12 protein-coding genes and 1 CRISPR repeat array are annotated in these 14,575 nt (G+C 45.7%); all 12 genes read right to left on the reverse strand.

The window, feature by feature from the left end; genetic code table 11:
* Position 1: 1 nt before the first annotated feature.
* The 12 genes from cas8c to NQ502_RS06945 all read right to left on the reverse strand — a co-directional run bounded on the left by cas8c (position 2) and on the right by NQ502_RS06945 (position 14,536).
* On the reverse strand, positions 2 to 1,777 hold the full coding sequence (gene cas8c, locus NQ502_RS06890; RefSeq protein ID WP_028530336.1) for a type I-C CRISPR-associated protein Cas8c/Csd1: 1,776 nt from the start codon (positions 1,775 to 1,777) through the stop codon (positions 2 to 4).
* Complete coding sequence (gene cas5c / locus NQ502_RS06895; protein WP_028530335.1) at positions 1,774 to 2,433, reverse strand: type I-C CRISPR-associated protein Cas5c; 660 nt, start codon at positions 2,431 to 2,433, stop codon at positions 1,774 to 1,776. Before cas5c ends, cas8c begins: the two co-directional genes overlap by 4 nt.
* Before the next feature lie 29 nt (positions 2,434 to 2,462).
* Entirely contained in the window at positions 2,463 to 4,610 is a 2,148-nt protein-coding gene (gene cas3 / locus NQ502_RS06900; RefSeq protein ID WP_341349447.1) for a CRISPR-associated helicase Cas3', read from the reverse strand.
* A gap of 430 nt (positions 4,611 to 5,040) precedes the next feature.
* A CRISPR array of direct repeats spans positions 5,041 to 5,786; the repeat unit is 31 nt; unit sequence GTCGCTCCTTTGCGGGAGCGTGGATTGAAAT.
* A 249-nt stretch (positions 5,787 to 6,035) separates the two neighbouring features.
* The gene (locus NQ502_RS06905) at positions 6,036 to 6,602 is read right to left on the reverse strand and encodes a hypothetical protein (RefSeq protein WP_148511989.1); all 567 of its coding nucleotides are present in this window, start codon (positions 6,600 to 6,602) and stop codon (positions 6,036 to 6,038) included.
* Positions 6,603 to 6,679: 77 nt separating this feature from the next.
* Positions 6,680 to 7,096: a YjdF family protein gene (locus tag NQ502_RS06910; protein ID WP_028530224.1), complete on the reverse strand. Its 417-nt coding sequence runs from the start codon at positions 7,094 to 7,096 to the stop codon at positions 6,680 to 6,682.
* 251 nt (positions 7,097 to 7,347) lie between these two features.
* Positions 7,348 to 7,860 carry a GNAT family N-acetyltransferase gene (locus NQ502_RS06915; RefSeq protein ID WP_028530223.1) on the reverse strand — a complete coding sequence of 171 codons (513 nt, stop codon included), beginning with the start codon at positions 7,858 to 7,860 and terminating at the stop codon, positions 7,348 to 7,350.
* Positions 7,857 to 8,432, reverse strand: coding sequence for a TetR/AcrR family transcriptional regulator (locus NQ502_RS06920; RefSeq protein WP_028530222.1), 576 nt, complete (start codon positions 8,430 to 8,432; stop codon positions 7,857 to 7,859). The genes NQ502_RS06915 and NQ502_RS06920 overlap by 4 nt, the downstream gene beginning before the upstream one ends.
* Before the next feature lie 144 nt (positions 8,433 to 8,576).
* Entirely contained in the window at positions 8,577 to 9,881 is a 1,305-nt protein-coding gene (locus NQ502_RS06925) for an MFS transporter (RefSeq protein WP_028530221.1), read from the reverse strand.
* A gap of 185 nt (positions 9,882 to 10,066) precedes the next feature.
* Positions 10,067 to 11,221, reverse strand: coding sequence for a zinc-binding dehydrogenase (locus tag NQ502_RS06930; protein ID WP_148511987.1), 1,155 nt, complete (start codon positions 11,219 to 11,221; stop codon positions 10,067 to 10,069).
* 22 nt (positions 11,222 to 11,243) lie between these two features.
* Complete coding sequence (locus NQ502_RS06935) at positions 11,244 to 12,155, reverse strand: helix-turn-helix transcriptional regulator (protein WP_028530219.1); 912 nt, start codon at positions 12,153 to 12,155, stop codon at positions 11,244 to 11,246.
* Positions 12,156 to 12,241: 86 nt separating this feature from the next.
* The gene (locus NQ502_RS06940) at positions 12,242 to 13,402 is read right to left on the reverse strand and encodes a zinc-dependent alcohol dehydrogenase (RefSeq protein ID WP_028530218.1); all 1,161 of its coding nucleotides are present in this window, start codon (positions 13,400 to 13,402) and stop codon (positions 12,242 to 12,244) included.
* Between the two features lie 75 nt (positions 13,403 to 13,477).
* Positions 13,478 to 14,536 (reverse strand): sugar ABC transporter substrate-binding protein, encoded by a 1,059-nt coding sequence (locus NQ502_RS06945; RefSeq protein ID WP_028530217.1) that lies wholly within the window; start codon positions 14,534 to 14,536, stop codon positions 13,478 to 13,480.
* Positions 14,537 to 14,575 lie beyond the last annotated feature (39 nt).

Here is a 14,575-nt window from a genome sequence, read left to right on the forward strand (position 1 = left end):
CTTAATCCTCCTTCGCTTTCTTTTCATAGCGTTTTCGTGTCTGGTGGTAGTATCCGAGAACAAACATTCCCTGTTCTTCCAAAGATAAACGTCTGGGATAAGCATCCCTTTGCTCATCACTGACATAAATTTTTTCCTGAAGTTCCCCCAGCATTTTTTCATAATGGATTTTTGTACCTGGACTGCTTATCTTTTTAATATGACTGTTTTCCAACTTAAATAGCACTGGAAAAATCGATGCCGGTGTAGCACATGCCGAATTAAAATACCGATCCTTAATCGTGGCATTAATTCCTGGATTTGCCTCCTCCTGGATTGCTTCCAGCACTGCAAACGTCCTGCCCAGCGTATAGGCTACATTTGTACTGTTTTCATTAAGTGCCATTGTAATTTCCTCCTTATTCTGATGCCCGTTTTTCAGCAGGTATGCCTTTATGATCGCTGCTCGCCCCCGTGTGATTTTATAAATACGACTGTCGCTGTCATCCTGTTCTGCACGAATTCTTCCCAAAACCGCCTGGTACAAGGACGCCGGATAACGACCGCCTGATATAACTGCCTGATAGACTGCTCCAGGCAGACTGAGAACAGGTTTTTTATCCCTAGACTTTTTATTTACCGTCTCCTGAAGCATCCGCCAAATACCCAGATACTCCAGTTGGTCCGCCTCCGGTCTCGCAATTTCCATCCTCCCATAGTGCGCTTTAATATTTTTCATAATATTTCCAAAACTATCCTGATAGAAAAAGCGAACCGCGATTCTGGCAGCATTGGGAGACACGCCTAAGATATAAAACCTCTGATTGGGAGATAATGCCTTTTCAACCTCGTCCACTACGATCGCACGGCCCATCGTCAGATTTTTAAATACGCCGTCGACAATTTCCTGATTATCCATTGTCGGCTCTGTGGCACAGGCAAATACATTTTGGTAAGCCTCCTCGCCGTCTTCCGACCAATACACGATCATCGTATCTCCTATGGCAGTGGCATGCTGCCGATCAGCCAGAAGATAATTTAATGCTGTTGTATACGCATAGACCGCATAATTTCCAACCGGGGCATTGTAACTCTGCTCTTTTCCATAAGACTCAAAGGCTGGCGCATTAAAAGATACCAGGGAGGCCCCGCTAGACTGTGCTCCCGGAACCCCTTTAATCAACCCATGAGTTCTGGCAATCTGTGTTTTCTCTCCTGTCACCAGACATGTCCCCGATCTCACATGTTCATCGTGATCTTCATATTCTTCCCACGCTCGTCTTACCCCTGGTTCCTCATGTGCAAACCGACCTTCAACAGAAAAAATCAGATTGGCGCCCGCCATAATATCTTCCAGTTCTTCTTTCAGCACATCACTCTCAGCTGCTTTTTCCGGCTGCCACTTTTCAAAATACTGTATTACCGCCTGCGCCGCTTTGCTGTCTGCCTGCCCCAGAACATCCTGATGTTTCTGCGCAGCACATAAGAAGCATTCCTTCGAACGATCTGGTTTTCCTTTGTTGTCAATCCCCAGAAAATAGCTGGAGTTGTCACATAGAAAGTTAGCCGCTACCCCTGACGATCGGGATATCATCTCCGGAACCACCATCTGTTGAGGTATCATAACCGTCTTTTTTCCACGCTCTTCTGAAACTCTTAACGGAAGAACTCCGGTCAAATCCCCTTCCGCCGAAAGATTCAGTGCAAAAGATACCTTTGCCCTGCACCATCCCGGCTTTGTCACCTCTCCTCTTTCTACTAAAGCTTCATAATACTGCACCAAAGATTGCAGGATCATCGTACCACCTCACAATCTCTCACATCGAGTACTCCATCTCTCAATACCGCTCTGAAAAACATTGGCTGAATATCTTCTGGATTGGAATAATCAAAATCATACAGCATGTATCCCAAATCTTTTTCCTGTCCTTCATATGCTGTAGTAACCGGATCTTCCTCAAAGAGTTCGAAATTAGCAGGAAATTCCCGGCACCCCAAATATGGTGTATGATAGCATTCTCCCCGCCGCAGTCTTCGCATAATAATATCTTTGAATTTTCCCGGATTATCGCTATCGTTAGCCTGAGCCGACATATCAAAATGTGCTTCGATCACATACTCCACATCTTTGAGCAATACTGCCGCCCGCTGCACGATGTCATCTTTGCTGCATATGTATAACTCCTTATTCCCTCCATTCATCACATTTAAAACGCTGCTTGCCTGAACCTTACTTTTCACTTCATTCCTGCGGACACTGGTAAACTGGATTGGCTTTCTGACATGAATCCGGTCAATTTTCCAAATCAAACCCGGATGCCAATAGATTGCTTCCAGTACCCCTCTCGCCGCAGACGGTGTGATCACGTCATAGCTGCACCGTTCCACTTTCATCTCCGGTCTGGAAAACAAAGCCATATCTCCCCAAACCCTAACTTTAACTCCTCGGCCCATACCTTCCTCCTTCCATATACTTGATGAGGTTAAAATATCACTGCCTCACCCCGGCTTACATTGATGGTCAAACCCTTTTCCCAAGTATACATCCCCCGATCTCTCAGCACATATAGTTCTAATGATTCTTTTTCTTCTATCTGTTCCAGCAGTCCAGCACCATTTAAAGATTGAAAATCCTGTTCATATATGTTGACACAATATTGCCCCGCATCCCGCATCAGCTGCCTGGAGCGTTCCCCCCATCGGATACGTTCCGCAATTTTTTCCGCTTCCGGCTCGACATCAATTAAAATAGTCTTTGTTTTCTTTTCAATTAAATGAAAACTTTTTGCAACGGTAGCGAAGGGATACATACAGGAGCGTGCCCCCTGCTCAAACTGATCGATAATTTTTTTCTGATCCAAAGACTCACCTTTATAATAATACAACCTTCTGAAATATTCAGAAATAGCTTCCAGCGAAGCAATATCCTCATACGCCCCGGCTATCTCATTACCCACAGCAATGGGCAGTTTCAACTCATTGGGAATATGAATATCTTCACTTTTTTCCATAGTAAACACCATGGTCCTGCATTTGTCTCTCTCTTTTTTGCCCTCCCTGTTACACCGACCAGCCGCCTGTATCACAGAATCCACGCCGGCCATTTCCCGATATACCATCGGGAAATCAAAATCCACCCCTGCCTCCACCAGACTGGTGGCGACCAGACGGCATGGTAATCCATCCCTAAGCCCTTCTTTTATTTCCCTTAAAATTTCTTTCCTATGGTTGGGATACATAAACGTGGATAGATGATACGTCCCCGGCTCTTTTATGATCTCATAAATCCGTTGTACCCGCTTCCTGCTGTTTAAAATACAAAGCACCTGTGTAAACTCTCGCAGTTGTCTGGTTAATTCCTCCTCTGATAGCTCTCCGACATTTTGAATCGTAGTGCGGCGAAAGAACTCATACTGCCCTTTTACGTCCGGACATATCTCGCGTATCGGAAGCTGTGCCGGAAAAAACGTCTGCAAACTTGGCTGAGTCGCTGTGCAGATCACAGCGCTGCTGTGATAGTTGTACAATAATTCACTAATTGCCTGCAGACATGGTTTTAAATACGGTACCGGAAGCATCTGTGCCTCATCAAATATAATTACGCTGTTTGCAATATTGTGCAGTTTCCGGCATTGCGATGTGCGATTGGCAAACAGGGATTCAAAAAACTGTACATTGGTTGTTACCACCACAGGGCTGTCCCAATTTTCCGTTGCCAGCTGCCATAACTGCAATTCCTCCGAACTCTCACAAACCACGTTGCTGTGATGCTCCAATACATTTTCTCTTCCTAAGATTTTTTTAAATACCTGTGCATTCTGTTCAATAATGCTGGTAAACGGAATGACATAAATAATACGGTCCAAATGATGTTCCATCGCGTGCCGCAATGCAAATGCCAAAGAAGATACTGTTTTTCCTCCGCCTGTTGGTACCGTCAGCTGAAAAAGTCCCTGCTTTTCTGCTCCCATTTCCAGGCATGCTTTTAAAATATCCGTCCGCCTTCCATTTACAGTTTCCTTATCTGCATTATTAAGCCATGGAGCTATGTATTTTTGTAATCTTTCAAACAAAATATCAATAGCATCGTACTGAATACAACGGGATTCCCCTTTCATAAATTCCTCTGTATTCAAAAAATCAGCATCTACCACACATGAAAACAACATTCGAATAAAAAAAGACATACTAAAACCGCCCTTCCCCAACGGACGCAACGATATCGCGGGAAAGGACGGCATAGAAATCTCCTCACTGTATATTTGGTATGCATCAACTTTTTTTCGTAGTCTTCCGCAAAGAGTCGCTTCACCTCCTGCATCACCAACTGTTCCACCGTCTAAAAGACCAGAATGATGCCCTGAGATACAGTACGCTCCTATCAAATTATGCGCTTTTTCATTTAGCTCCACGGCACCTGCAGTGGCATGGTCTGTGATTGGACCGCCGTGCAGCCGCTTTTGAAAACTGTCCGAATATTTTCCTACATCGTGAAACAGTCCGCATCCTTCTCCCCATTCTTTACATTCGAAAACTGACGCAAAATCTCCCGCCAATTTTGCAGTCTCTTCTAAATGATCTTTTAACGTTTGTTCTCTGGATCCATCTTCACTGATATGGGCTAAATACATCACTTCAATATTTTCTCCCCTAAATTTCGAATTGCATGTAAATTTGCACACTTTTTATTAACTAATTATAGCACATTTTGGCAAATAATTCCAAAAAATTCTCTTTTTCTAATAAATTTATGATATAATATTAGTATAAAATTTGTAATTAAAATTAATCTTACACAACTGGATAGATTCTCAGCTCTGTTACTAATATAATAAGAGCTAACACTTTTTAAATCATCTATTAGTATATCATTAAGTATAAAAACAGTTTAGTGCGAATATGAAGCAAACATAAATTACCCGGTTGATTCGCACCACAATAATGTCGAAAAACAAGTATAAAATCTGATACTTAATTAATTTTGTGATTAAATTTAAAGCTATTACTAAAGAACATGTTAAAAAGTAATAAACTTAACCGGAATTTTTGTGTAAAATTGCTGTCGCTCCTTTGCGGGAGCGTGGATTGAAATCCTTGTGCTGTGTTGATTTCTATTACATCACTCGGTCGCTCCTTTGCGGGAGCGTGGATTGAAATTTGGAGAAAAATTAAAAGAACTGAAAAAACTTCCGTCGCTCCTTTGCGGGAGCGTGGATTGAAATAAAGTAGTATCTGCCTATAAAGGAAAATCCATGAGTCGCTCCTTTGCGGGAGCGTGGATTGAAATTCTTGTCATATATCCCATAAACATGCTTAGTGCAGTCGCTCCTTTGCGGGAGCGTGGATTGAAATAGGTTTATGTCATTCACTTTTGCTGCAGAACAGATGTCGCTCCTTTGCGGGAGCGTGGATTGAAATTCTACTAACATGCCTGTTTTTGATAATGAAGCGGTCGCTCCTTTGCGGGAGCGTGGATTGAAATCTTTAGCTGTTGGACTTGCCATATCCGGGATTATGTCGCTCCTTTGCGGGAGCGTGGATTGAAATCTTTAGCTGTTGGACTTGCCATATCCGGGATTATGTCGCTCCTTTGCGGGAGCGTGGATTGAAATATATGGAACGTTATACCGAAGATATGAAATTGTGGTCGCTCCTTTGCGGGAGCGTGGATTGAAATTATAATAAGACCGCTTATGATAATTATATGAATCGTCGCTCCTTTGCGGGAGCGTGGATTGAAATTATCAGAAGCAGTTTGTTTTCCCATTCGGCAGTCGTCGCTCCTTTGCGGAAGCGTGAATCGAAATTAGCAACTTCTTAGGATTCTCCCATGCCTGAAATTGGCTATATAATACAAATAAGGGCAGAAACCAAAATCCGGATCTGCCCTAACGTATCTTTTACCTATCTTATATCAGTTTACACAAAACTTTGAACGCCTTAATCTATTCTTTCTCTAACGAAAATATATCCTTAACTAGCAAAATAATATTAAAATATTTCCACTTTGAGTCACGGCTATAATAACATAATAGGCTCACAATGTATTCATGCAATCAACTCCCTAAATCACCTGCCTCCACACACCCCATCAACCAATCCACCGCCTCCTGCCACGTCTGAAACACATATCCTCCCTTTTTGCGCATCAATTGAGAAAAAAATGTACTCACTACCGCGACGCCCCCTCTCGTCCCCTTTTCTGTCATCTCCGGTATCACGGGATATTTCAACAGAATCTTCTTATATACTTCAGTGCGGTATAATGGGTTCTTGCTGCTTCGAATGATCACCGGTTGTTCCGACTGTTCATGAGACTGAAACAAATTTTGAAGTGCTTTTCCGACCAGTTCCCCTGATCGGTAGACGCCAATGGAATAGGCCTCCAGCTTTTTCGTCACCGGATCCAGCAATACACACAGATATATCTCTCCATCCCTGACGGTCTTATACGTCCCGATTCCCACACATACTCTCTGAGGCATGTTTCTTTTAACTGATGTTTCCATATGCGGCAAATCAGCTGCCTGCAAATCCTCATCATTTTTCCACAACACAATATCCTGTGGTGCATATTGATGTTCATATAAATATAAAATTGGATGATACTCGTTCTCGTTCACAATATCCATGCTCCTGACATTACATTCCGTTTTCTGATGAATCGTTAATAAATCATGCGCAAGAAAAAGGGGGCAGTTCATCTGCCCCTGTGCTTCTCTTTCTTCTTTTGCTGTTTTAACGCAAACTTACGAAGCTGTTCGGCTTCTTTTCGCTCTCTTCCAGATACTTTTCTTTCCGTTCTGGACTGCTCCCGCTGCAATTTCAGCGCCTGCTGGGATTTCGTTCCCATCCCAACATCCTTCAATTGTTTCCGAACCTTACGCTGCATCCGCTTCGGGTTTACGTGAAAATCCTTTACAGCATTTTCCACAGCCGGACTGAATCGCAGCCTGTAGTAGTTTTCCTGCAAAAACCTGTTCACATCGTAGTCTCTGGGTTCTGCTCCGAATGTTACCTTGCAGACAGTCAACTTACCATCCGTGGTCCGTTCAACGATTCCTATCCAGAATGGTTCCTCAAAAAACACACTGACTGTTACCGATACTCTGTCCATAATGATTCCTCCTTAAATGTTTTCATAACGGACAAAGAATGGACGACCTAAGGAGGAAGGTTACTTATAAACAGCATCCGTGAGAATCTGTTTACGCCCGGACTACCTACCGGGTCTGTATGGTAACACCATACGTTGTGTTTTTATCTTTGCCTGACCGTTTTTCCTGCTGGCTGCGCACAGCTCACAGGCTTACGGTGCCTGTAATGATTATACCGCAATTTGCTGTTTAACACCACTTTAAAATTCTCTCAGCATTCTCCTTTTAGCAGTGAATACATGCAATAATCACACAGCTCTCCATTTTTAAACACACCCTTTCTCATAATCCCTTCCAGCGTGAATCCTGCCTTCTCAAGCACTCCCCGAGAACCGGCATTGTGTGCAAAAGGCTCGGCATAAATCCGCACAATGTCAAATGCAGCAAACGCTTCCCGGCAGATTCTCCTTACCGCCTCAGTCATGATCCCTTTACCCCAGAAATCTTCCGCCAGCCAGTATCCCAGTTCTGCGCTTTTCTCATACACATCGCTGCCGCAGAAGATCCCTATACTTCCAATTGTGTGGCCCTCTGCCACGATCGCCCGGCACAGCTGCCTCTCTTCAGTATTTTCCGCACAGGAACGCACATAATTCTCTGCGTCCTGCCGTGTATAGGGATACGGAAATACATTTCGAAGATTAGCCGCAATTTTCTCATTGTCCGCATACCGCGCCACATCGGCGATGTATTCCAGTTTCCATTTTCGCAGTTCAAAATTCATAAACCTTTCCCTTCCAGATCTGTTCTGATCTTATCTACAATATTTTGTGCTGTCTTTTCCTCCAGCCTTACCATCCGGCTCCACATACGGACGCCCTGATACGCATAAAGAATCATATCTGTGATCTGTTCCACATTCACAGGGGCAAACTCACCTCTTTGGATTCCGTATTCGATAAGTTTTTGCCATCTCTGCTTTGCCCTGCGGTTTTGTTCGGTCATAAAACGGTTGTCACATTTAACGGAATACTCATAGAGCGCATAACTCAGTGAATGCTTCTCATCCAGCATCTCCTGCCTCATACGTTCCAGCAGACCTTCCAGTATTTCTCCCGCAGATATCCCTTCTTTCATGGACTCCTGCACCATTCCCTCATCCGCCTTTAAAGTCTCCTCCAAAATATCCTCGAATACCTGCTGCGTGCTGCCGTAATGCCGGTATAACCCTCCCCTGCTCAGGCCGCACGCGTCGCAGAGGTCCTTCATCGAAATCGCAGAAAATCCCTTCTCTGCAAATAGCCGATACGCCTGTTGTCTGATCACTTCTTTCGTTTTAAGTCCCTTGTTTCCCATGCCTCCTCCTTTTGCGACATATGTGTCTCTTTTATTATGCGGCATTTCTGTCGCAGAGTCAAGAAAAACCGATGGCGGCAATGTTTTTCTGTAAAATCAGCAAACCCCATGAAGGCGAAAATCCTTCACAGGGTTTTATATCAATTAATCTCTCTTTTTTTGTTCCAGTTTCCAGATATGAGGATCCCTTCTGAATACAAGACACGTTACCACGCCGAGGACTCCAAGCGCAAAAAACAGCATCGCCGCACCGGCTCCCTTTCCCCGGCCAAACGCCTCTGCCCAAAATGAATCCGCCGGTTGTCCTATCATAAACGGCTCAAATACCCGGTCTACTAAAAAACCGCCCAGAGCATATCCCACAGGAATTGAAAAAAACTGAAACGTGTTCCTTGCCGCATACACCCTTCCCTGCATCGTCAATGGAATGTAGTTTCGGAACAGCACATCCATATTGGCATTCATTACCGGAATACTGATCCACCCAAGGACAGCACCCACACACCAGACGGGAAGACTCTTGCCGAAAGACAGAAAAAAATTCTCTGTGCTCATAGCCAGCAGCAGTGTATTGCAGATGACTCTGACGCGGCTCTTAGGTATCGGAAGTATTGTTGCCACAATACTCCCTGCCAACATGGCAAGACCTGAGACCATATTTACCATGCCATAGGCATTTTCACCTCCTCCATCTACCGATAACAGCATCGCAGGAAGCGCCGCGTTATACATGGAGGCAGTGAGGTTGATCGCCGCCAGAAATAGAATCAGATCCAGAATACCCCGGTTATGTTTTAAATACCGCAGTCCGGACTTTGCCGCCTGCAGCACCTTCTCTTTTCCCTCTTCCGCAGGTTTCATATCCGGAACCTTTATTCCAAACAGCAGTGTACCGAAGGCCAGGCCAAAAGTGGTCAAATCAACCGCGATCACCGTCTGAATATTCGTAAATGCCAGCAGCCCGGTTGCAATGACCGGAGTTAAAATGCTGGTCAGCGAACTGGAAAACGTCCGCATTCCGCTTACCTTCTGATAGTGCTTCTTAGGCGTCAGCAGGCTGACTGTCACATCAGCTGCCGGCTGCTGGAAAGTATTCATCAGACCATTCAACGCATTCAGAACGTATAAATGCCAGATTTCCAGATTGCCGGTCTGCAGCAGTACCAGTACTGCCACTGTACATCCTGCTGCAAAAGTATCGCTTGCCAGCATGATGACTTTTTTGTTCCAGCGGTCACTGAAAGCGCCTGCAAAAATACTCATCAGCACATAGGGCGCATAAGAGCAGACGGACAGCAGAGCGGTCGTAAGCGCCGACCCCTTATCCTGATAAGACCAGATGACCAGTGCGAAATTCGTCATTGAGCTTCCCAGAGTTGATAATGACTGCGTTGACCATAGCAGCAGAAAACTTTTCAGTTCATGAAATGTAGATTTAAAATTTTTCATTTTGACTTTGCTCCTTTGTTTCATTAAATCAGCAGGAAACAGCAAAGTCTTATGGGCGAAATTTATCGGATCACTCTATGCAAAATGCCCACTTCAGACTTTGCACAGAGCTGCAGCAATGCATAATTTCATTTTCACACATTCCTCCTGTCATTTTGCCCCATTATAACATGTACAACACATTTTTAAAACCTTATCACAACCTTCATACTGTCTTTCGACATGCTCGTCAACACTGCCTCTTCCGCCTTCTCAACCGGAAACTGATGACTCACAAATCTGGCCCACGGGAACAGCTCCATCGTGCGTTCCATCATCTCCATGTGTGCCTTGTAGGCGACATGATTGTGGTTACACATGCCGACGATCCTTAAATTCTTAGAACAGATTTCATGAATGTTGACGGGCACAGAACCGCAGTCCACGAAATTCCCCACTTCCAGATACATGGCTGCCTTGCGCAGCATTCTCAGTCCCTCATTTACCACATACGGATTCCCCACACATTCAACGCCGATATCAGCGCCTCTGCCATGCGTCTCCTGCATTACAATATCGACGCGCTCCTCCTCTGTCGTTTGCTCCACGTTCAACCCGATGTCTGCACCAAATTCTTTTGCGAGGTTTAGTTTATAATCGGAGATATCCGTGACAATAATCTTACCCGCCCCCATCATCCGCGCCTTGATAACATGTGCCAGACCGATTGGGCCTACGCCCTGGATCACAACCGTATCATTGTAGTTGAAACCTTCCAGCGAAAATGAGTTAAATTCCTTAGCCTTGTCAAGGGCCGACGTCACACACATGACCTCAGAGAGAACCGCCATATTATCCGGCAGTCCGTCCGGCACTTTGTATAACCGGGTACCCGGTTCGATATAGATGTATTCGGAGCATCCCCCGTACAAATGCTGTCCGTAGTTACAGGAACGCATATTTCCGTAGCTGAACAGCATATGTTCACACCATGGATATGTGGGGAAATTTTTACAGTACCAGCATGTCCCGCACACAACATCCGGGCACATCGTGACTCTGTCTCCCGGCTTTAAAATATTGCCGTCAAAATCAAGGGTTCTGGAACCCAGTTCGTCAATCTCCTCGATGACAAATACATTCTCATGTCCCTGAATAATCGGGTACGGAATATCAATTTCATTTTTGGTCCCTTTATACTGGACACTCTCACCCTTGTAGCTGTGTTTGTCCGTGCCGCAGATTCCCGCCATGACCATTCTGCCTATGGCAGCGCCCTTTCCCAGCTTCGGATAAGGAAATTCTCGTATATTCATTTTCCCCGGTTCTTCAAGGACCGCTGCTTTTACTGTTCTTTCCATATTTGCCTCTCTTTCCGTCAAGTTAATAGGCCGCTTCGGCGCCTCCTTTGGAGGACACCCGGAATTCACTGGGCGAAATGCCCTTGGCCTTTTTAAACTGAATATAAAAGTTATTGATATTGGTATACCCTACTTTCCTCGCAATGGCACTGACCGGCATATCCGTCTGAAGCAGGAGTGCATGTGCCTCTCCGATTCTCCTGGAAATCAGATACTGTATGGGCGCCATCCCGAAGAAGTTTTTAAACTCATGAGAGATGTAATGCGTACTGAAATACAGATCGGCTGCAATCGTCTCCAGTCTTATATTTTCCGCATAGTGCTGGTCAATGTAATCCTTTACCATATACGGCACAAGGTTCTCACTGCTCTCTCCAGCCTTGTTTTCATCGGTGTACTTTTGCAGATTCAGGGGATAGATATAGTTCAGGATCACGCGCAGGACAAACATGATGGTGTCAAAACAGCGCATGCCTGATTCAAAATCGCCCTTTACCGCCTCCGCTCCGATCAGCTCAAAGCACTTCCGCAGCATCTCGCTGTAATCAAAACAGTTAAATACCGGTGTGATCGGAGTGGGCAATATAATATCCCTGTCAAACGGCGACAGGCATATGTCGGTAAGACCGATCGACACCTCCGAAAAGGGAATTTTGCTCTGCCGCTCGGCCCTCACGATCTTAGGGTTGAACACCGTCAGATGATTCCTGCCGGCCCGGAAGTTTTTATTTTCAATCTTGATCTGGTTCTCTCCCTCCAGGATAAAAGACAACACTCCAATATTTTCATACATATGGAATGTATGCTCCCAGTCATGCTCCTGATCTGCGATAAATATCCATGCAACCTTCGGCACTTCAACATTTTTAAACATTGAATAGGATCTGAAATCATACTGGTACTTTTCGTATTGATTCATCGGGATATGTATCATTTGCGTCCCTCCAACATTTTGGCAGCAGCCGAAGACACAGCCCAAAATATATGGTGCCATGCCTTCGGCAGCTCTCACACAGATGATTATTTATTTCCGCATACTACTACTTTCATAGAATCAGGTGCCATAGATTTCACGATCGCTTCCTCTGTCTGTTCCAGCCCGTAGTGATGGCTGACCATCCGCTCAAACGGAATCCTGTCTGCAAAGTTTACCATCATATCCATCGCCGGTGTAAATGCATTGTACACCAGGCTGCTCTGTCCGATGATCCTGATGTTTTTAGCACAGATCAGGTGCGGGCTGATGGAAATGTCTCCCGCATCCACAAAGTTTCCGGGCTCCAGTACCATACCGCCCTTGCGGACGTATTTCAGGCAGTCAGCAAACATCTGCGGCCTTCCCACACATTCGATCACGACATCGGCGCCTCTGCCCTTTGTGATCTGCTCGATAAATTCCACGCGTTCTTCGACCGTCGTTCCAGACACATTGTATGTATGCGTGGCGCCGAATTCCTTCGCCAGATTAAGTTTCCAGTCCGAAGTATCCATGGCAATGAGTTTTCCTGCACCCAGGATGTGAGCCTTGATCAGGTGTGACATGCCTAAGGGACCAACACCGATGACAACGACGGTATCATTTACCTGGAATCCCTCACCGCTGAATGAATAGAATTCTTTTGCCTTGTCGACATTCCATGAGCAGGACATAATCTCCGCCAGCATCGCACACTCATCAGACAGCTCTTCCGGTACCTTGAACACGTGTGCCCCCGGCATAATATAGCAGTATTCCGAAAATCCCCCAAACAGATGCGGGTAGGCTTCGCAGGAAAGTCCGTTCCCATAGAGTCCCTGCATATGCTGGCACCAGGAATAGCCGGATACATACCTGCACTCATAGCATTTGCCGCAGATCACATCGGGCGACCAGGTGACTCTATCTCCGACCTTTAAGATTTCACCGTTAAACTCGAGGTTTTTCGCTCCTTCTTCATCGATTTCTTCGATGATGCCCACATTTTCATGCCCCTGGATAATCGGATACGGTACGTGAACCTCATTCTTCGTTCCTCCGTACTGGGTGTCCTCCCCCTTGTACGAGTGTTTGTCTGTCCCGCAGATACCGGACATGATCATCTTCACAACAGCTGCACCCTTTTGTGGTTTTGGATACGGAAAGCTGCGCAGTTCGTACTTTCCAGGCTCCTTCAAAACCATCGCTCTTACATTTTCAGGCATATTCATTCCTCCTAATTATAATGTTAAATTTTTATCGTGATGCCTGTTTTAAGAAGCCTCACGGTAATTTCTCAATTAATCCGCAAGCTCAGGACTGATCGCCATTGTACACGGTGTGTAGATGGTCTTTTCCACTTCCTCGCCATTCAAAACCGCAATCGCCGTGTCGAGCGCTGTCGTTGCCATTCCCGCCGGGTCCTGAACGATCGTTGCCGATAATCTTCCTGCCTCTACCGCCTCTACCGCATCATCGTTACCATCGAGTCCGACGACAATGATCTCGCCGCTCTTTCCTGCTTCCTCAATTGCCTCTACCGCTCCGAGCGCCATCTCGTCGCACGCTGCAAACACGAACTTCAGGTCCGGATATGCCGTGAGGAAATCCTGCGTCACGTTATAGGCCTTGGACCGCTCCGCATCTGCGGGCTGATGAGATACATACTCAAAGGTGTCCGGCAGCTGATCCATAAATCCGTTGACACGGTCGACGCCGGCAGAAACTCCTTCCACCAGTCCGAGTGTCGCGATCTGGCCGCCTTCCGGAAATTTTTTCGCCAGCCATTCTCCGCCCAGTTTACCGGCATCATACTGTGCCGTTCCGACATAAGAATAGTAGGAGCCTCCCTGGGCCTCAAGGTCCTCGTCATTGAGCGTATCATTCGTCAGCACCACCGGAATCCCGGCATCGTTTGCCTTTTTGATCGTAGAATTCAGCATAATGTCGTCACACGGTGCAAATACGATCGCATCCACACCGGAAACGATGAAGTTCTCCAGAATCTCAATCTGGCGTGTCACGTTCGTCTCAACATCCGGTGCCTGGAATACCAGCTCTATCCCCTTCTCCTGACAGTACTCTTTCGCCGCAACTTCCATCTTGCCAAAGAATGGGCTGAACATACCCTTTGTCGCAAACCCAATTGTCAGCTTTTCGCCGGATGCCGCATCCACTCCGGAATCACCGCCGTCGGCTTTCTTCTGTTCGTCCGCATTCTTATCATCCTCTGTCTTTGGAGTTTCCTCGGGCTGGTCTGTCTTTGCAGCATCGTCCCCCGCAGGAGCCTTCTCCGCCGAACATGCCATGCAGCTAAATCCCAGTAACAGCGCAAGTAACAGTGCAATCATTTTCTTCATTTTCATTTCTCCTTTTCTTTGGATTTTTAAATTTAAGCC

The organism is Ruminococcus gauvreauii, assembly GCF_025151995.1.
Classification (GTDB): domain Bacteria; phylum Bacillota; class Clostridia; order Lachnospirales; family Lachnospiraceae; genus Ruminococcus_G; species Ruminococcus_G gauvreauii.